Source organism: Pseudomonas sp. R4-84 (assembly GCF_054130985.1).
This window is the reverse complement of sequence record NZ_CP096390.1, coordinates 2,713,069-2,730,954: the sequence shown is the minus strand read 5'-3', so window position 1 is coordinate 2,730,954 and position 17,886 is coordinate 2,713,069. Positions and strand designations below refer to the sequence as shown.

At 60.4% G+C, this 17,886-nt stretch carries 17 protein-coding genes; 3 read left to right on the top strand and 14 right to left on the bottom strand.

Annotated elements, in window-relative coordinates:
- Positions 1–57 precede the first annotated feature (57 nt).
- The 4 genes from pstB to pstS all read right to left on the bottom strand — a co-directional run bounded on the left by pstB (position 58) and on the right by pstS (position 3,876).
- Positions 58–819, bottom strand: coding sequence for a phosphate ABC transporter ATP-binding protein PstB (gene pstB / locus M1D68_RS12450; protein WP_025214260.1), 762 nt, complete (start codon positions 817–819; stop codon positions 58–60).
- Positions 820–894: 75 nt separating this feature from the next.
- The gene (gene pstA / locus M1D68_RS12445) at positions 895–1,806 is read right to left on the bottom strand and encodes a phosphate ABC transporter permease PstA (RefSeq protein WP_039588462.1); all 912 of its coding nucleotides are present in this window, start codon (positions 1,804–1,806) and stop codon (positions 895–897) included.
- Positions 1,806–2,771 carry a phosphate ABC transporter permease subunit PstC gene (gene pstC / locus M1D68_RS12440; RefSeq protein ID WP_420763964.1) on the bottom strand — a complete coding sequence of 322 codons (966 nt, stop codon included), beginning with the start codon at positions 2,769–2,771 and terminating at the stop codon, positions 1,806–1,808. Before pstC ends, pstA begins: the two co-directional genes overlap by 1 nt.
- Before the next feature lie 73 nt (positions 2,772–2,844).
- Complete coding sequence (gene pstS, locus M1D68_RS12435) at positions 2,845–3,876, bottom strand: phosphate ABC transporter substrate-binding protein PstS (protein ID WP_420763965.1); 1,032 nt, start codon at positions 3,874–3,876, stop codon at positions 2,845–2,847.
- A 246-nt stretch (positions 3,877–4,122) separates the two neighbouring features.
- Between pstS and M1D68_RS12430 the strand changes: the two genes are divergently transcribed.
- Entirely contained in the window at positions 4,123–4,881 is a 759-nt protein-coding gene (locus M1D68_RS12430; RefSeq protein ID WP_457970581.1) for a hypothetical protein, read from the top strand.
- Positions 4,882–4,958: 77 nt separating this feature from the next.
- On the opposite strand, the gene M1D68_RS12425 is transcribed toward M1D68_RS12430, so the two are convergent.
- The gene (locus M1D68_RS12425) at positions 4,959–5,966 is read right to left on the bottom strand and encodes an NAD(P)-dependent oxidoreductase (protein ID WP_457970579.1); all 1,008 of its coding nucleotides are present in this window, start codon (positions 5,964–5,966) and stop codon (positions 4,959–4,961) included.
- 109 nt (positions 5,967–6,075) lie between these two features.
- Between M1D68_RS12425 and M1D68_RS12420 the strand changes: the two genes are divergently transcribed.
- Positions 6,076–6,711 carry a TetR/AcrR family transcriptional regulator gene (locus M1D68_RS12420; RefSeq protein ID WP_434564037.1) on the top strand — a complete coding sequence of 212 codons (636 nt, stop codon included), beginning with the start codon at positions 6,076–6,078 and terminating at the stop codon, positions 6,709–6,711.
- Between the two features lie 22 nt (positions 6,712–6,733).
- Here M1D68_RS12420 and M1D68_RS12415 read toward each other — a convergent pair whose 3' ends face one another.
- The 5 genes from M1D68_RS12415 to M1D68_RS12395 all read right to left on the bottom strand — a co-directional run bounded on the left by M1D68_RS12415 (position 6,734) and on the right by M1D68_RS12395 (position 10,784).
- Positions 6,734–7,165, bottom strand: coding sequence for a DUF1810 domain-containing protein (locus M1D68_RS12415; RefSeq protein WP_420763969.1), 432 nt, complete (start codon positions 7,163–7,165; stop codon positions 6,734–6,736).
- A gap of 55 nt (positions 7,166–7,220) precedes the next feature.
- Positions 7,221–7,913 (bottom strand): type 1 glutamine amidotransferase domain-containing protein, encoded by a 693-nt coding sequence (locus tag M1D68_RS12410; protein WP_434611422.1) that lies wholly within the window; start codon positions 7,911–7,913, stop codon positions 7,221–7,223.
- A 120-nt stretch (positions 7,914–8,033) separates the two neighbouring features.
- Complete coding sequence (locus M1D68_RS12405; RefSeq protein WP_457970576.1) at positions 8,034–9,356, bottom strand: NTP/NDP exchange transporter; 1,323 nt, start codon at positions 9,354–9,356, stop codon at positions 8,034–8,036.
- Positions 9,357–9,426: 70 nt separating this feature from the next.
- Positions 9,427–10,482 (bottom strand): SDR family oxidoreductase, encoded by a 1,056-nt coding sequence (locus M1D68_RS12400; RefSeq protein WP_434564034.1) that lies wholly within the window; start codon positions 10,480–10,482, stop codon positions 9,427–9,429.
- 41 nt (positions 10,483–10,523) lie between these two features.
- Entirely contained in the window at positions 10,524–10,784 is a 261-nt protein-coding gene (locus tag M1D68_RS12395) for a DUF2790 domain-containing protein (RefSeq protein WP_434564033.1), read from the bottom strand.
- 1,038 nt (positions 10,785–11,822) lie between these two features.
- Between M1D68_RS12395 and M1D68_RS12390 the strand changes: the two genes are divergently transcribed.
- Positions 11,823–12,770: an IS110 family transposase gene (locus M1D68_RS12390; RefSeq protein ID WP_445570990.1), complete on the top strand. Its 948-nt coding sequence runs from the start codon at positions 11,823–11,825 to the stop codon at positions 12,768–12,770.
- A gap of 267 nt (positions 12,771–13,037) precedes the next feature.
- Here the strand turns inward: M1D68_RS12390 and M1D68_RS12385 are convergent, their stop codons facing one another.
- The 4 genes from M1D68_RS12385 to M1D68_RS12370 form a co-directional block, all read right to left on the bottom strand.
- Entirely contained in the window at positions 13,038–14,411 is a 1,374-nt protein-coding gene (locus M1D68_RS12385; RefSeq protein ID WP_420763974.1) for a heavy metal sensor histidine kinase, read from the bottom strand.
- Positions 14,411–15,115, bottom strand: coding sequence for a heavy metal response regulator transcription factor (locus tag M1D68_RS12380; RefSeq protein ID WP_420763975.1), 705 nt, complete (start codon positions 15,113–15,115; stop codon positions 14,411–14,413). Before M1D68_RS12380 ends, M1D68_RS12385 begins: the two co-directional genes overlap by 1 nt.
- Positions 15,116–15,231: 116 nt before the next feature.
- Entirely contained in the window at positions 15,232–16,485 is a 1,254-nt protein-coding gene (locus M1D68_RS12375) for an OprD family porin (protein ID WP_457970573.1), read from the bottom strand.
- 91 nt (positions 16,486–16,576) lie between these two features.
- Complete coding sequence (locus M1D68_RS12370) at positions 16,577–17,881, bottom strand: CitMHS family transporter (RefSeq protein WP_420763976.1); 1,305 nt, start codon at positions 17,879–17,881, stop codon at positions 16,577–16,579.
- Positions 17,882–17,886 lie beyond the last annotated feature (5 nt).

Here is a 17,886-nt window from a genome sequence, read left to right as displayed (position 1 = left end):
ATGCCCGCCAAATCCATTTGGCTTCTGCAGGGATGCGGCCTCGACCGGGAATGTGGCTCAGCTGAACTTGCCGCTGATGTAATCGCCGGTCATCTGTTCACGGGGGTTATCGAAAATCTGCGTCGTCGGGCCCATTTCCACCAGATAGCCGGTGCGTGTGCCCTGGGAAATGTCCACAGAGAAAAACGCTGTGGTGTCAGCAACGCGGATGGCTTGCTGCATGTTGTGAGTCACCAGCGCGATGGTGTAGTCCTTTTTCAACTCGACCATCAGTTCCTCGACCCGCCGGGTAGCGATCGGGTCGAGCGCCGAACAGGGTTCATCCAGCAGCAATACTTCCGGCTCGGTGGCGATGGCGCGGGCAATGCACAGCCGTTGTTGCTGGCCACCGGAGAGCGACAGGCCGCTGACCTTGAGCTTGTCCTTGACCTCGTCCCACAGCGCCGCGCCTTGCAGCGCATGCTTGACCCGGTCGCCAATGTCACCTTTATAGCGATTGAGGCGCAGGCCGAACGCGACGTTGTCGAAGATGCTCATCGAGAACGGGTTCGGCTGTTGGAACACCATGCCGATATAACGGCGCACCACCACCGGGTCGACACCCTTGCCGTAGACGTCCTGGCCAAGAAAATGCACGTGACCCTCGAAGCGGAACCCCTTCACCAGATCGTTCATCCGGTTGAGGCTGCGCAGCACGGTGCTCTTGCCGCAGCCGGATGGGCCGATGAAGCCGGTGATCTTGTTTTTCTCGATCGGTACGTGGCTGTCACGCACCGCCATGAAGTTGCCATAGAAAATCTTGTCCAGTTTGCAGTCCATGACTACAGGCGCCTGGGTGACAAACGGAGCGGCTATTTGCGCAGTGGATACGTTCAAGATCAGATGCTCCCGTTCTCAATACTTGGGCTTGCCGAAAATACGGCTGATGATGTTCACGACCAGCACGATCATCACCAGCACCAACGAGGCCGCCCAGGCGAGCTCCAGTTGGTTGTCGAAAGGCATGCCGGAAAAGTTGTAGATCAACACGGCAAGCGATGCCGTCGGATTCATGACCTCCAGGTTGCCTTGGTGGTAGATCCAGTAGTTGCTGAACAGCGCGGTAAACAGCAACGGCGCGGTTTCGCCGGCGGCGCGCGCTACCGCCAGCATCACGCCGGTGAGGATCGCGGGCATGCCGGTGGGCAAGATGATTTTCCAGATCACCTGCGAGCGGGTGCAGCCCATGCCATAGGCGGCGTCTTTCATGATCTTGGGCACCATCCGCATCGACTCTTCCGCCGTCAGCACGACGATAGGCAGCATCAGCACCGCCAGCGCCACGCCACCGGCCGGTGCCGAATACGTGCCGGTGGTCATCACCACCAGGGCATAAGCGAAGACACCGGCAAGAATCGATGGCAGACCCGTGAGCATCTTGGCCGCAAAACGCGCGGCGTTTGCCAGTTTGCTGTCCGGCCCCAGCTCTGCGAGGAAGATCGCTGCCATGATGCCGACGGGCACCGCGATGGCCGCCGCGATACCCACCATTACGAAGGTGCCTGCCATGGCGTTGCCGAAGCCGCCGCCCATCTCGAAGCCAGTCGGTGGCAGCTCGGTGAACACTTCCAGGTTCAAGCGCGCACCGCCGCGGGTGATCAGCATGTACAGCACCGAAATTAGCGGTACGCTTGCCAGCAGTGCCCCCGCCCAGACCAGGGTGGTCAAGATCAGGCTGCGCAGGGCCCGGCCCTCGAACCTGCGTTGCAGGCTGGGCATCGCGCCCGCTGGAGCCGTCAAATCTGTTGCAGCAGTGAGATCAGTCATCACTTGTTACCCCGTTGGGCGTACATCATGATCATCGAACCGATGATGTTCACCAGCAGCGTGATGAACATCAGCACCAGCGCGGCATACATCAACACCTCGATCTCGTTCGGCCCGGCCTCGGGGAAGTTCAGCGCCAACAGCGCCGCGAGGGTGTTGGCCGGTGCGAACAGCGAGAGCGAAAGCGTGTTGGCGTTGCCGACCAGCATGGCCAGCGCCATCGTTTCACCCAGCGCCCGGCCCAAGCCAAGGACCAGCGAGCCGAAGATGCCGGTGGCGGCAGACGGCACCATCACCTTGAGAATCGCTTCCCAGTGGGTGGTGCCCATGCCGTAGGCGGCCTGCTTGGTTTTCATCGGTACGGCCGTGAGCGCATCCTGGGAAACGGCGGCAATGGTTGGCAGGATCATGATGGCCAGCACCAGCGCCGCAGGGAGCAGCCCCGGCCCGCTCAAGGAAGTGCCAAAGAACGGGATCCAGCCCAGTTCGCTGTTCAACCAAGTCGTCAGCGGACGGATCGCAGGGATGACCACGTAGATGCCCCATAGGCCGTAGACGACGCTGGGGATAGCCGCGAGCAGTTCGACGATGGTGCGAAAAATGGCGGCGAGCTTGGGGGGCAGAAAGTCCTGGGTCAGGAAAATCGCCATGCTGACGCCGAAGAAACCTGCAATGAGCAATGCGATCAAGGCGCTGTAGAGCGTGCCCCAGATCGCCGGGAGGATGCCGTATTTACCTTGGTTAACGTCCCAGACAGTGCCGAAAAGCACATCCGTGCCATGCTTCTCCATGCCCGGAAGCGCCTTGCGCCCCACCTCGAACACCAGCGCGAATACCAGCGCCAGGATCAGAACCACCCCGATGCGTGCAAGCGCACGGAAGGTGCGATCAACCAGGAAGTCCTTCGCCGATGGTGGTTGGCAGGCAGAGTCCGGATTAACCGGTACGACAAAAGGTTTGTTCATTGGCTAAGTCCGAACAAGGGAAAAGCTCTCCCGGCGCGGCTGATCGCGCACGCACCGGGAGAGGCCTCATGCATTACTGAATGTTGGCGGACGCTTTGCGAACCTGCTCGACGACGGAGGCCGGCAGTGGGATGTAACCCATCGAGTCGGCAATCTTCTGGCCTTCGGTCAGGCTGTATTCGACCATTTCACGCATGGCCTTGGCCTTGGCCGGATTGCCGTTGTCCTTGCGGAAGATCATCCAGGTGTAGGACGTGATCGGGTAGGACTTGGCGCCGTCCGGATCAGGCAACCACGACACCAGGCTTTGCGGCATCTTCACCGCAGCCAAGGCCTCGGCACCGCTTTCGGCGTTCGGCACGACGTACTGGCCGGCCTTGTTCTGCAACTGGGCAAAGTCGACCTTGGCGAGTTTGGCGAAGCCGTATTCGATGTAGCCAATCGCACCCGGGGTCTGGCGCACGGTGGCCGTCACACCATCGTTCTTCGGCGACTTGATGAACTTGTCGCTGGCCGGCCAGTTGACCGTATTGCCCTCGCCCAGCGCCTGCTTGAACTCAGGGTTGATGGTCGCCAAATGCTTGGTGAACACCGCGGTCGTACCGCTGGAATCCGCACGCACAACGACGGTGATCGGCGTATCGGACAGTTTCAGGTCCGGGTTGGCGGCGACGATCTGAGGATCGTTCCAACGGGTGATCTTGCCCAGGAAAATGTTGGAGTAAACGTCCCGTGGCAGCTTCAGGCCCTTGGGATTGCCTGGCAGGTTATAGGCCAGGACGATTTCACCGGCCGTCATCGGCAACAACTGCACGCCTTCGGCGACCTTGGCGATGTCTTCGTCTTTCATGGCCGAATCGCTGGCGGCGAAATCGACGGTCTTGTTCAGGAAATCCTGAACCCCGGCGCCACTGCCCTTGGATTGGTAATCCACGGTGACACCGTCGGACTTCTTGCTGAAATCCTTGAACCAGGTGAGGTAGATCGGCGCGGGGAAACTGGCGCCAGAGCCCGTCAGGCGGACGCTCTCTGCGGCGAAGGATGCCGAGCTGGCACAAAGAGAAACCGTAACGGCAAGCGCAGCAGACTTCATCAAACTTTTCATTAAAGGAAACTCCTTGTGATGACGGGCTGAGGAACTCTGCAACAGAGTTGTTACGTTTTTATGAAGATCGAATGGCAACGTCGCTTTTTTCGACCTGACATGTTCCTGTCAGCGGCCCGTCACCCTGACGTCAGTTCCCTGCGCCTAAGGTAGGCCTTGATCTCTCTGAGGTGGTTGCGCGAGCAACAGGCCCGGTGGGACGTCGTTTTTTGCTGGCCTCATGCATCAGCGGAAGGAGAAACGCTAATGAGCCATCCCGATGGGCACGACAGCACGCTCGATCAATTGACCTGGCGGGCGACCCTTGACCGCAATCTGGACAAGAAAGACCTGTTGCTTCACATGCTCGCCGAACAGCAGTTCGTGGTCGCGCAGCTGCGAGCCCGCAATATGGATCATCGGGACTATCTGCTCGCGCTGATTGATTCGGCATCGGCCGTGAGCGAAGGCGCAGGCCAACCCTCCCCCTTCGATGCCCATCGAATGCGTCGCGTCATTACCGAGGCGGCCGCGAGGGGCCATTGGGGCAAGGCAGGCGAACGTGGCCGGACTCAGGGGATCGCCGCTCATTACGATGCCCAGGGCTGCGCCGCGATCGTCGTCGATATCGAGATGAGCGATGAGCGCCGCTTGATTGTTCATCACGCGGTAGTAGTGGCGGACCTGGGTCATGTAGAGAGCCCAGGCCGTGTGCGCTCGCAGCTTGAAGGCGCCTGGCTGATGGGCGTGGCTCTGGTGACGTCTTGTGATATCGGGCCCGCGATGGGCAATCGTTGCGCGATACTGGCCAACCGTGCGAGTTGGCCACTGGTTCCATGGTTGCCAGGCGAAATCGCCGTGCACCTGATCAACCCAACGGGTGCTGTCAATGTCGGGCAGCCCAGTCAGGTGAGCCACGTACCGGTCGTCCGGGCCCTTTGCAGCGCAATTTGCCAGGGCCCGGACAACCGAGCCAGCGACGCGCGGCTCAGCAGCCAGGTGCTCGAAAAGGCCGGCGAACGTTGAGCCGTTGCCTGGGGCAAGAGTCTACCCTGCGGCGAGGTTTTGCCAGGCGCCAGCTTAGGAAGCGCTGATTCGCAGCATCATTGCACCTGCAACCGGCGCAACTCGCCGCCCTCTTGTTTCAAGCGTTCCAGGTACGCCGCAGCGTCCAACAACTGATAGGGAAAATAAAGCCCTGCCGACGTCACCGGCTGACCATCCAACCCAAGCAGGCGTTCAAGAAGCATGGCGACGCTAAGGCCGGTCAGCGGCGCCGTGCCCTCCGGGTGAACGACGGCGTGACGGGTGCGCAGCGGTTCGCCTTTCAGGTCCGCGCCGGCAAGCTCGATGATGATTTCGGTGGACATCGGTTTTCCTTGTCGCCGACTGGAGCTCACCCCGATGCCAATGTTGAACTGGACATTGGCCGCGCCCGTCGCAGCCGCCAGGCCGGCGACATCAATGGATGAGAAGCCGCCGGCGTCGATTGACGTACCGTCCACGGCTTGGAACTGCGTATTGGAATGTTCGCCTTCACGCCATACGAATACCCCGTCGCGCCTTGTCAGCGCTGCGGGGAGCATCTTGTTGAGGTGTTCGAAATCGCTGGCGACGGTCGGCCCGCCAGTGTCCTGCTCATCGACCAGCGCATCGATGCGGATATCATCGATCCGGCCAAATTCCCGGGCCACGCTCAACGTCGCCGCCGTCGTTGCGCCGGCCATCCATTCGTAACCCAGAACAATGGGCGAGGCGCCTGGCGCATGCATGTACATTGCGATTTCGGGGGCGATCTCGAAGACCCCGGAAGATATGCTCAGGTGCGGCACCCCGCGCTTTTGCGCATAGCGCAATCCGGCGAGGGCGTGGTCCATGTAGAAAACCACCACGGCGCTGACCGGACGATCGCCGAGGCCCAGGTCGTCTGCGCTGGAATCGATCACCACGGCCTGCGCCCCGCCCATCTGCGCTGCGACCCGTTGGGCCTTCGCAAGGTCCCGCCCACCAATCAGCAGCGGCACGTCTGGATAAGCGGCGCGTAGCGCTCGGGCTGTGTGGTGGCCGATTGCGCCGGAACCGCCCATGAACAAGATAGGATTGAGTGACATTGTTTGTTCTCCTTGTTTCCGGGTTAACCTACTGTTAGTAGGTAACCTAGCACACCATCACCGACTGTTACCTACCATTGGTAGGTTTTTTTGAATTGGAAGCGACAACGTGCAAAAAGAAATCGAGCCGACCCCTGTCAGCGCTCCGCCCCGCAGGCTTTCCAAAGCCGAACGGCGACGCCAGCTACTGGACACTGCCTTGTTGATCGTGCGCGAGGAAAACGCCGACCGACTGACCCTGGGCCACCTAGCCGTCCGCGCCGGGGTGTCCAAGCCCGTCGTCTATGATCATTTCGGCACACGCTCGGGGCTGTTGATCGAGCTCTACAAGTGGATCGATACCGAGCGGGTCAATGCTTTCCGGGACGCGATGTCCAGCACCACCCTAAGCCTTGAGCAAACCGCCCAGGCCCTGGCCAGCGCCTACATCCAGTGCGCGGCGGACCATACCGACGAGTTTCACGCGGTGGGCGCGGCCTTGGCCGGCAGTGACGAAAAGGCGGCGTTCCAGGAATTGCTCGACAATTGCGTAAAGATGTTCATGGCCGTTCTCAAGCCCCACGCCCGTCTGGCAGAAGCCGAACTTGAGCGGTGCTGCATCGGCCTGGTTGGCGCGGGAGAAGCGCTCTCCGGCGCCTTGGTTAGGGGGCGACATGGTGAGGAGGAAGTGATCGAAGCGTTCACGGCATTGATACAGGGCGTTCTGAAGCCGATGTCCTCGCAGCCTCAGGGGCCTGCTGATTAGGTCGGTGTGACGCGTCCGCCGTTCAAACCTGTTGCTCAAGCAGGGCGAGGGTTTTGCGATCCGGCTCGCCGGAATAGAACTGGTCGAGCGCCTGTTGATACAAAGGAGAGCCCGACTGGGCGCTGACGAACAGCGTAAGACAGGAACGAAACTTCATATCATCGGGCGAGCCGAATATGCGCTCGGCGCTGACGTCGCTGTGTTGCAACACCGCTTCAACAGAGCTCTCCAGTCGCGGACCGAGCACATCGTGTTGCAGATACGCGCGGGCCTCGGCAAGGCCGGAAATGGCGAAGCGACTGGCCATTTCGGAACGGCCAAGCCCGCGCAATTGCGGAAATATGAACCACATCCAGTGGCTCGTCTTACGGCCCGCACGCAACTCATCCATGACGCGACTGAATACCGGGTGTTGCGCGTCAACGAAACGGGCCAAATTGTATGGGTCGTGCATGTTTGATGCTCCTCCAACGGGAGCGACTTGATCTGTCGCCCCCACAAAGCCGGATTCAAGCGCTCTGCTCTTGCTTGAGCCGCTTGAGCAACGCATGGGCGGCCGCTTGCGATGAGGCCGGATTCTGGCCGGTGATCAGGTGCCCATCCTCCACCACATGACTCGCCCAGTCCGCGCCCTTGGAGTATTGGGCGCCTTTGGCCTTGAGCATGTCCTCCACCAAAAACGGCACCACTTGCGTCAGGCCCACCGCCTCTTCTTCGGAGTTGGTGAATCCGGTGACTTTTTTACCTTTCACCACAGGCTCGCCATCCGGTGCGTTGACATCCTTGAACACCCCAGGCGCATGGCAGACCGCGGCGATGGGTTTGTTCGATGCATAAAAGGCTTCGATGAGGGTCTTGGAGTCGGTGTCTTCGGCGAGATCCCACAGGGGGCCGTGGCCGCCAGGATAGAACACCGCATCGAAATCATAGGGATCGACCTCGCCCAGGGGCACGGTATCGGCCAGTGCCGCTTGGGCGCTGGTATCCGTGGCGAAGCGCCGCGTGGCGTCGGTCTGGGCTTGTTCCTCATCGCTCTTGGGGTCCAGAGGGGGCTGCCCGCCCTTCGGGGACGCCAGCGTCACCGCGGCGTTGGCGTCGATGAACACGTAATAAGGGGCCGCGAATTCTTCCAGCCAGAAACCGGTCTTCTTGCCGGTGTCGCCCAACTGATCATGAGATGTAAGTACCATCAAAATTTTCATGTACACCTTTCCTCCGATCGGTAATGGGCGAAATGCATCCGCCCTGCATTATTGTCAGAGGCTGCATCGCGGTAGACGTTCAAGTCGTTAGCGCCACGCCGCGATGCAAATGCACAGGCGTCATGCCCTGGCCGAAATGGCCGCCAGGCGCAGTTCCCTTGATGCGGCGTAATCCGCCTGTCGCCCCAGTTGCCAGCCCAGGTAACCCCACAGTAACGCGCAACACGCACCCACCATCGCCGCCACCCCTGCCCCTTGGCCCAACTGGTCGAGCAGGCTCTTGGCCCAGCCGCTCATGGCGTCGCCGGCGCGATAGACCACGGTGTCGATGAAGTTCTTGGCCATGTATTTACTTTCAGCATCCAGCGGTGCGAAGAGCATCTCCCGGCCCGGCCGCACGAATGCGTATTCGCCGATGCGTCGCACAATCATCAGGGTCGCCAGCAGCGCAAACCCAGGCGCCAGGGCCAGGCCCAGGAAGCCGATGCACATCAGCAACGGGACGATAGCCAGCAACGCGCGCACGCCAAGCTTCGGTGCGATTCTGCCGGTGATGAATAGCTGGGACAGCAACGCACCGGCCTGCACGATGATGTCGATGGTGCTGAAGATGCGAACTTGTGAGGCGCGGTCCGGATAGTGTTCGGCCACCAGACGCGCTTGCTCGAAATAGAGAAACGTACTGACCGTCGCCAACAACACCACGAAACCGGCGATGCCCAACAAGTAAGGCGAGCGAAGCACGGCAACCATCCCACTCAACGGATTGCCGGCCAACGGCTGTCGGGGGCTTTGCGTGGGCGCAGCACCGGGCCGCCCCGCCCCACCTTCTTCACGCCAGTTCATCAAGGTCCTTTTCAACACAAGCGTCGCACCGAGCAACACCGCCGCCAACAGCATCAAGCCTGACGCACCCACGATGTCGATAAGCAAAGCGCTCAGGGCCGGCCCCAACAGGCCGCCGACACTGGCGCCGGCGGCGATGAACGCGAACAAGCGCTTGGCCTGCTCGCTGTCGAACACATCCGCCATCAAACTCCAGGCCACCGACACGACGAACAGGTTGTAAACCGATATCCAGACATAAAACACCCGGGCCAGCCAGACGCTGTCCGGTTGGAATTGAAAGAATTCGACGAACATCAACAGGTTAATGCCGAAAAAGCCGTAGACCCAGTCGATCAGACGCAATCGCGGCACCCGGGAACTGAGCCAGGCGAACAGCGGAACGGCCGCGAGCATGACCAGGAAGGTCGCGGTAAACAGCCATTGCAAGTTCTCGACGCCTGCTGCAATGCCCATCGATTCGCGGATCGGACGCAGCATGAAGTAACCGGTAAACAGGCAAAGAAACAGCAGGAACCCGCACAGCGCCGGACGCAGCTCGCCGTCGCGGGCGTTGAGGGCGAGACTCAGCCGATGCAAGTAGGAAGTCGTACTCATGAAAACTCCAGAGGGAGGCGGCAGCAGGCTAGAGAGCAGGCGCGAGACGGACACTCGCGCCATGACCGGTTCAGCGATAGGTAACGCCGGTCAGACGTTCGGAGGCGGCCCAGAGCCGTTCGGCATCCGCTTCGTTGGTCGCGGCTGGCGGTGTCTTGGCGAACCCCAGCGGGCCGCGTTTTTCCTCATCGCCCGTCGGGCCGTAGTAGGCACCGCCAACGGCCTGCTCGGCGGTGGCCCCGTAGAGCGTGGGCAGCGCACCTTGTGCCGCGGAATGGTACGCATCGCGGTCCTTCGCCCAGCGCTGGCCGAACACGCTATTGACGCCCGGGCCGCGGGCGATCAGTTCGGTGACGGCCACGCCGGGATGGGCGGCAATGCTGCGGATACCCCATTTTTGCGCGTCACTACGCCGTTGTAATTCGAACGACCACTGGAGCACAGCCAGTTTCGACTGGGCATAGGCTGCATAAGGGTCGTATTTCTCCTCGGACTGCAAGTCATCGAGATTCACCGCGCCGCGCGTGGCCGCGATGCTGGAAAGGCTTACCACTCGCGCGTCGTCGCTTTGGCGCAGAAGTGGAACCAGCAGGCCAGTCAGCGCGAAGTGCCCCAGGTAATTGGTCGCCAGCTGAAGCTCAAAGCCATCGGCGGAGGTGCCCCGCTCCGGCGGCGCCATGATGGCGGCGTTGTTGATCAACACGTCGAGGCGCGGCAATCGCTGGTTGAGCCGCTCGGCCAGGCCGCGCACCGATGACAGGTTGGCCAGGTCGACGGGCTCGAACTGCAACTTGGCGTCGGGTACGGCCTGGCGGATACGCTTGATGGCCTCCGCGCCCCGCTCCGGGTTACGCGCCGCGATAATCACTTCGGCGCCGGCGCGCGCCAACGCCAGCGCATCTTCGTAGCCCATGCCGCTGGTGCCGCCGGTAACCAGCACGATCCGGCCCTTCTGGGAGGGCATGTCACGGGTCGACCAGTCGGGTTTCGGCGCGGCACGATCCGATGCTTCAAGACTCATCGCACTGAGGAGCGCGACGCCGGCCGTCAACGTACGGGCCAGCCTCATGAGCTTGCTGATGTTGTATGAAAAGCCAACGGCGGGGGTGATCGTTCTATTCCACATGATTGAGTTCCTTGATTGGGTGGCAACCGGCGCGACCGGGCTTACTGAATGGCGCAGGCGTCAGTCTGCTGAAGGAAACTGACGTGCCGGATCTGTCCTTGGGTGTCTACGTAGGTCATCTTTGCCTGCGCGACCTCGCATACGGCTGATTTCGGCTCCTCGATACGCAGGGCCTGGGCAACGTCCAACGGCATGCCGTACTCATAAGCCGGAATAGGGGTTTGCTCTTTGGCAAACAGAGGCGAACCGCTCAACGTGATCACTGCCAGCAGACTGGCGACCGACAAGGTTTGAATGTTCATGGTGGACTCCACTGTCCTGACCGGGATGGTGGTTGAACTTTAAGAGCGGGACGCTGACGTCAAGGTGACCGGTGCCTGTCAGGAACATGTCAAACGCCAATGCGATGAAGGTGCTTCAGTTGATGAAGATGCTGAATGTGCCGGCGTCTTCGCGAGCAGGCTCGCTCCCACAGGGGGGTTGTGTTGCCCTTGGGATTCAAGTCACCCGCGAATCCAGTGTGGGAGCGGGCCTGCTCGCGATGGCGGTGCTTCAGTTGATGAAGATGCTGAGTGTGCCGGTGTCTTCGCGAGCAAGCTCGCTCCCACAGGGAGTTGTGTTGCCCTCGGGATTCAAGTCACCCGCAAATCCGGTGTGGGAGCGAGCCTGCTCGCGATGGCGGTGCTTCAGTTGATGAAGATGCTGAATGTGCCGGCGTCTTCGCGAGCAAGCTCGCTCCCACAGGGGTTGGGTTGCCCTTGGAATTCAAGTCACCCGCAGATCCAATGTGGGAGCGAGCCTGCTCGCGATGGCGGTGCTTCAGTTGAGGAAGATGCTGAATGTGCCGGCGTCTTCGCGAGCAGGCTCGCTCCCACAGGGGGTGTGTTGCCCTTGGGATTCAAGTCAGCCGCAGATTCAATGTGGGAGCGAGCCTGCTCGCGATGGCGGTGCTTCAGTTGATAAAGATGCTGAATATGCCGGCGTCTTCGCGAGCAAGCTCGCTCCCACAGGGGGTTGGGTTGCCCTCGGGATTCAAGTCACCCGCAGATCCAATGTGGGAGCGAGCCTGCTCGCGATGGCGGTGCTTCAGTTGAGGAAGATGCTGAATGTGCCGGCGTCTTCGCGAGCAAGCTCGCTTGTATGGTAGGGCTTGAAGGGAGGAGGAGGGACAAGGCTCGATTCTGACTGTTCGCGCAGTACAGACCGTGGGAGATTTCACCCCTCCTCCTTTCACCCAAGCGCCGATAAAGAATGCATCTGGCCTAGACCGACGATAGGAACAAGCCTGCGCCTCTGGGTGAACCCTTCAAGTGTTCAAACCTTAGCGCGGAGGATTTTCAATGGCAATGCCGGTTTCTGTCGCAAAGCCGATCGTGGGGGTTGATGTCGCCAAAGATGAGTTGGTGATTTATCACGCAGAAACAGATCGACTGGAAGCGATCCCCAACACCAAAGCTGCGATCAAGAAGTGGCTCAAGGAATTGCCTGCGCCAGTGGATGTCGCCATCGAGGCCACCAATATCTATCACCAGGACTTCGCCGACCTGGCTTATGCGCAGGGCTGTGTGATCTACATGATCGGCGGCTACGAACTCAGCCATTACCGCAAAGGTGTGAAAGTTCGCGCCAAAACCGATGCGCTGGATGCTCGGTTGTTGGCTCGCTACTTGAACAACGAAGGCCACCAGTTGCACCCGTGGACCCCGCCATCGCCCCTGTATTGCCGGCTTATAAGCCTTTTCCGGCGCCGGGCAGCCTTGGTTCAGGCGCGTGTCAGCCTCAAGCAAAGTTGGTCGAACGAACCGTTGCTCAAAACGGCCTTTGAGAACCAGATAAAGGCCATGCAGCGACTGGAAATCTTGCTTGAGAAAACAATCCAGACGCAATTGGATGCAGCCGGTCTGGGCAGTCAGCTCAAGCGCTGCATGAAAGTCGAAGGAATCGGGCTGTTGAGCGGTGCGCGTTTACTTACGTCGTTTCAGCGTGGAGATTTCAGAAATGCCGATGCCTTCATCGCTTTTCTAGGGCTGGACCTGCGCATATCGGACTCGGGAAAAAAGAAGGGACGCCGCTGCCTGTCTAAGCGAGGTGACCCGGAGGCGCGCCGATTGATGCACAACGCCGCGATGTCGGCGAGCCGCACAGCGGCGTGGAAGGGTTTTTATGGGGCTCTGCGGGCTCGAGGGCTAAGCACAACCGAAGCATTAGTGGCACTGGCCCGCAAGCTTGCCCGAGTGGTATTCGCTCTGTTGAAGAACCAGAGCGAATACTTACCAAAAGGCATCTAAGGGCTAGCCATGCACCATAGAATCTCCCACAGGGGGGGTGTGTTGCCCTCGGGATTCAAGTCAGCCGCAGATCCAATGTGGGAGCGAGCCTGCTCGCGATGGCGTTGCTTCAGTTGATGAAGATGCTGAATGTGCCGGCGTCTTCGCGAGCAGGCTCGCTCCCACAGGGGTTGTGTTGCCCTCGGGATTCAAGTCAGCCGCAAATCCGGTGTGGGAGCGAGCTTGCTCGCGATGGCTGTATCACGGGCAACGGGGACTGAAGGCGGACTAACGCGCTGCCTGGCTTGTCAACGAGAACCCGAAGGTATTGAGCCCGTCCTTGCTGTGGGCGAACACGCGACCGCCGTGCATGGAGGCCACCGCCCGTACGATGGAAAGCCCCAAGCCATGATGCGCGTCACTGCGGGCCCGGGCGGCGTCGGCCCGGTAGAAGCGCTCGAACAGACGCTGCAGGTGGACGTTATCAATCGGCTCGCCAGCATTGGACACGCTCACCTCGGCCTGCATGCCATGGCTGACCAGGCTTACCGTGATCGTGCTGGTCGGTACCGCGTATCGCGCAGCATTCTGGATCAGGTTGGCCAGGGAACGGTGGAACAGACGTCGGTCGATGCACACCCGCATGTCGCCTTGAATCACCACGCTCAACTGCTTGTCGTGCAAGACCGGCTCCAGGTAGTCCACTGTCTTGGACGCCTCTTCATAGAGCGAGACATCGCTCAGCTCCGTGGCTCGCTGCCCGCTTTCGGCACCCGCCAGGAACAGCATGTCATTGACGATGGTGCCCATCCGCTCCAGCTCTTCGAGGTTCGATTGCAGCAGGTCTTGAAGCTCATTCACGTCCCGGCCGTGGGCCAGGGCGACCTGGGTCTGGCCGATCAGGTTGGTCAAGGGCGTGCGCAATTCATGGGCGACATTGGCATTGAACCCTTCGAGCTGGCACCAGGCGGCCTCCTGGCGAGCCAGGGCGCCGTTGAACGACACAGCCAGCTCCTGCAACTCACCAGGCAACGCCTCGGTGTCCAGCCGTTGCTTGGAATCCCCCGGCGGCAGGCTGTTGGCCTGGCGGCTCAGGCGCCGGACCGGTCCCAGGCCAAAACGCGCGATCCAATACCCCAGCAGCGCGACCAGCACGACACCCAACGCGGACGTTACGATCAACGTCTTGGTGAAATTATTCAGGGTCTTCATGAACGGCGTCGAATCGAGCCCCACGATAAAACGCACCTCCGGCCGGCTGCCCATGGCCGCGATGGTTTCGATCATCAGCACCATGGGGCGATCCCGGTCAGGGATGGCGACCGTGGAAAACCCATCCGGACGCTTTGACCAATCCTGGCCGTCCGGCATCGCCCCGCCATAGCTGTAGGCCGGGTTATCGACCAGGACCCAGTAACGCACGCGCTCATCGGTGGGTGTCAGGCCGTCGAGCTTCTGCCGCAGCCCCACCCAGAATTCCGGTGAGTCATATTTGGCGAGCACCGGATCGAGAACCGAATGCCGCAGGATCAGCTCGTTCTGCATCTGGTCTTCGAGCGATTGCTTCAAGGAACAGCGCAGCAGCGTTGCGCTGACCGCGGTGATAAGCATGACCGCGAGGGCAAACATCAGGGCGAGCCGCTTGGAGATCGATCCTTTCATCACACCATCCCAACGTGCCTGTCGTCCGCTTCACGACTTTCCAATACATAGCCCATTCCGCGCACGGTATGCAGCAATTTGCGTGGATATGGCGCATCCACCTTGGCGCGCACACGCTTGATCGCGACCTCCACCACGTTGGCATCGCTGTCGAAATTCATGTCCCAGACCTGCTCGGCAATCATCAATTTGGAAAGAATCTCCCCCTGGTGTCGCGCCAGCAGGCTCAACAGGCAGAACTCCTTCGCCGTGAGGTCCAGCCGCAAACCGGCCCGGGTGACCTTGCGAGCTTGCAGGTCGACTTCCAGGTCGTCGATGCGCAGATGCGTGGGATCGGCCGCGTCATCGGCGCGACGGCGGATCAACGCCTGGACGCGCGCCACCAGCTCGGCAAACGAAAAGGGCTTGCCCAAGTAGTCGTCAGCACCCTCGCGCAACCCCCGGACGCGATCATCCACCGTGCCCCTGGCCGACAACATGATCACCGGGGTTTTCTTGTGCAGGCGCAGGCCCTGCAACACGGCATAGCCGTCCTTGCCCGGCAACATGACATCGAGGATGACCACGTCGTACTCAAGCTCCAGGGCGTAGTGCAAGCCATCGATGCCGTTCGTCGCGACATCGACAATGTAGCCGAGCTCGCTCAAGCCGCGGTGGACATAGGAGGAGGTTTTTTCTTCGTCCTCGACGATCAGCAAGCGCATCTGGTGACTCCTCTACGAAAGCGGGGCAACCAGAAGAGTCTAGACGCAGAAGGTGTCCGGAGGCTGACGGCTTGCTGACATTCTTGTCAGAAAGCCCCCCCCCGCGAACCCAGACCCTACCAAAGCGCGACGTCATAAGTGACGTAGACACGGTTGCTATCGCGTCCCCGTGAAAAGTCGGAGCGATAGACATAGTTACGCAATTTGACACCCAACCCCTTCAACTTACCTTGCTGCACGATGTAAGCGACTTCGGCGTCGCGCTCCCACTCGTTCACGACGCTGTTGGATTTGCCATCGGCGCCACTGAGGTAGCGGCTGGAAAACGTCAGGCCGGGCACGCCTAGGCGAGCGAAATCGTAGCCGTAGCCGAGCATCCAGGTCTTTTCATCTTCCTCGATGAACTTGCCGATCCCAACGTTGCTGAAGGAATAGACCGTGGCGCCGCTGATGTATGGCAAGCCCCCTTCCCCGCTGAGCTTTTGGTAACCGGCACTGAACGTGTGGCCGAGGGCAACGTACGACAGCGAGCCGCTGAACATGTCATTGTCGACTTTACCGCCATGGGCCAAGCCCGATTCGGCACTGTTGAAGTAGCGCAGGTCGCTGGTGAGCACGCCGGGACCGAGCTGTAGGTCATGTTGGACACCGGCGAAGTTCTGCCGGTAGAAGTTTTCCAGTTCGCCATAGAAATAGCTCAAGCGAATGTTCTTTCCCAGCTTGTAGTCGGCGCCGGCATAAATGAAGTCGCCTGACTCGTTGCCACTGTAGCCGTCGGGCACGATCGGCATGCTGTCGCTTGAATCGCGCAGTTTGAATCGTTCCAGCCGCCCACCCGTCAGGGTGAGGTTGTCGATGTCGTTGCTGCTGACCTGCCCCCCCTGATAGGTCTGGGGCAGCAGCCTCGCGTCGTTGTAGATCAGTACTGGGTTCTTGGGCAGCAGCGTGCCATATTTGAACGTGGTTTTTTCCAGTCGGGCCTTGGCGGTCATCCCCGCGCTGGCGAACTCTTCTGCGGCACGACCGTCGTCATGGACCGGTAGCAAGCCAGTGCCGCTACGACCGCGCCCCGAATCAAGCCTGAATCCGAGCAGGCCCAGGGCATCGACGCCGAAACCGACCGTGCCTGACGTGTAGCCTGACTGATAATCCAACAGAAAGCCCTGAGCCCATTCGGTGCGCTCGCTTTTGGCGGTCCGCGCCGCTCGCGCACTCATGCCATGTTCATCGCGAAAGTTCTCGTTGAAGTAAACATTGCGCAACTGCAATTTGAGCTTGCTGTCGTCGACGATTCCCTCTGCACTGGCGTTGGCCAGCGGCAGCAGACCAAGGATCGGAAACAGAACCCCGCGAATCAGGTAAATATTCATGTCGAGTGTCTCGTTGTTGTTATTTGGCGCGCAGGCCGGCGCACTCCCCATGCGGGGAGCGTCAGGCAAGGACTAAAGGGTGTCGGGTGAATCAGGAGAACAGCGTCAGCGCCCCGGTCAGAAGCGCCAGCGCCGTTATTACGATTGAGGTGAGCACCGCCCATTTGATGGTGGCTTTCTGGAAATCGCCCAGGTCGCGATCGACCATGCCCACCAGCAACAAGGTCGAGGCCACCAATGGGCTCATCAGGTGCACCGGCTGACCGAGGATGGACGCCCGAGCTATTTCGACCGGATGAATCCCGTAGGCGGCAGCGGCGTTAGCCAGGATAGGAACGACCCCAAAGTAATAGGCATCGTTGGACAATACGAACGTCAGCGGCATGCTGGTAATTGCCACCACCAAGGGGAACAAATGGCCCCAGGAAGGCGGAATCCAGTCGACCAGCGTTTGCGCCAGGGCATCGACCATTTTCGTTCCGGAGAAAATTCCGGCGAAAATACCCGCCGCGAACACCAGCAGGACCACGGTCATGGCGTTACCCGAGTGGGCGAGAATGCGCTCTTTCTGGATGTCCAGCTGCGGATAGTTGATCACCAGCGCCAGGACGAAACCGATCAGGAACAGAATCGCCGAGTGCATGAGGCCCATCACCAGCGCGACCATGACTGCGACGACCAACAGCAAATTGACATAGGCCAGTTTCGGACGCTTGTGCGGCGTGTCCTCCAGGATGGCCTTGATATAGCAATCGCCACCTCCGCTCTGTAGTTGAATGTTGCCGATACGCTTGCGCTCGGCACGACCCAGCAGGAACGCGGTGAACACCACCCACATCGCGCCACCGATCATAGTCGGCAACAAAGGCACGAAGTACTCGCCGGCATCCAGGCCGAGTGCCGCGATGGCCCGGGTCGCCGGCCCGCCCCAAGGCGTCATGCCGCTCATGATGCTCAGCGAAAGCATCGCGACGGTCGCCAGGATCATCGGATTCATGCCGATGCGCTTGTACAGTGGCAGCATCGCGGCGCAGGTAATCATGTAGGTCGTCGTGCCGTCACCGTCCAGTGCAACGAGAAGCGACAGCAGTGCGGTGCCCACGGCGATTTTCATCGGATCGCCATTGACCCGCTTGAGGATCTTGCGGATCAGCGGGTCGAACAGGCCCGCGTCGATCATCAGACCGAAAAAAAGAATCGCGAACAACAGCAGTGCCGCCGACGGTGCAACCATCTTCAGCCCATCCAGCATCATCTTGCCAGTGGTCCCACCGAAGCCGCCGATCACCGCGAAGACTATCGGCACGATCGTCAGGGCGACGATCGGCGACAGCCGTTTGGTCATTATCAGAAAGGTGAAGACCACCACCATGGCCAAGCCAAGTAAAGCGAGCATAAGTC

What these genes read in the sequence shown, in the direction of transcription:
- M1D68_RS12415 (WP_420763969.1), bottom strand. Translation starts at nt 7,165, where the DNA reads ATGCACGACCCATACAATTTGGCCCGTTTCGTTGACGCGCAACACCCG.
- pstS (WP_420763965.1), bottom strand. Translation starts at nt 3,876, where the DNA reads ATGAAAAGTTTGATGAAGTCTGCTGCGCTTGCCGTTACGGTTTCTCTT.
- M1D68_RS12390 (WP_445570990.1), top strand. Translation starts at nt 11,823, where the DNA reads ATGGCAATGCCGGTTTCTGTCGCAAAGCCGATCGTGGGGGTTGATGTC.
- M1D68_RS12370 (WP_420763976.1), bottom strand. Translation starts at nt 17,881, where the DNA reads ATGCTCGCTTTACTTGGCTTGGCCATGGTGGTGGTCTTCACCTTTCTG.
- M1D68_RS12405 (WP_457970576.1), bottom strand. Translation starts at nt 9,356, where the DNA reads ATGAGTACGACTTCCTACTTGCATCGGCTGAGTCTCGCCCTCAACGCC.
- M1D68_RS12400 (WP_434564034.1), bottom strand. Translation starts at nt 10,482, where the DNA reads ATGTGGAATAGAACGATCACCCCCGCCGTTGGCTTTTCATACAACATC.
- M1D68_RS12395 (WP_434564033.1), bottom strand. Translation starts at nt 10,784, where the DNA reads ATGAACATTCAAACCTTGTCGGTCGCCAGTCTGCTGGCAGTGATCACG.
- pstB (WP_025214260.1), bottom strand. Translation starts at nt 819, where the DNA reads ATGGACTGCAAACTGGACAAGATTTTCTATGGCAACTTCATGGCGGTG.
- M1D68_RS12425 (WP_457970579.1), bottom strand. Translation starts at nt 5,966, where the DNA reads ATGTCACTCAATCCTATCTTGTTCATGGGCGGTTCCGGCGCAATCGGC.
- M1D68_RS12385 (WP_420763974.1), bottom strand. Translation starts at nt 14,411, where the DNA reads ATGAAAGGATCGATCTCCAAGCGGCTCGCCCTGATGTTTGCCCTCGCG.
- M1D68_RS12375 (WP_457970573.1), bottom strand. Translation starts at nt 16,485, where the DNA reads ATGAATATTTACCTGATTCGCGGGGTTCTGTTTCCGATCCTTGGTCTG.
- M1D68_RS12410 (WP_434611422.1), bottom strand. Translation starts at nt 7,913, where the DNA reads ATGAAAATTTTGATGGTACTTACATCTCATGATCAGTTGGGCGACACC.
- pstA (WP_039588462.1), bottom strand. Translation starts at nt 1,806, where the DNA reads ATGACTGATCTCACTGCTGCAACAGATTTGACGGCTCCAGCGGGCGCG.
- M1D68_RS12380 (WP_420763975.1), bottom strand. Translation starts at nt 15,115, where the DNA reads ATGCGCTTGCTGATCGTCGAGGACGAAGAAAAAACCTCCTCCTATGTC.
- M1D68_RS12430 (WP_457970581.1), top strand. Translation starts at nt 4,123, where the DNA reads ATGAGCCATCCCGATGGGCACGACAGCACGCTCGATCAATTGACCTGG.
- pstC (WP_420763964.1), bottom strand. Translation starts at nt 2,771, where the DNA reads ATGAACAAACCTTTTGTCGTACCGGTTAATCCGGACTCTGCCTGCCAA.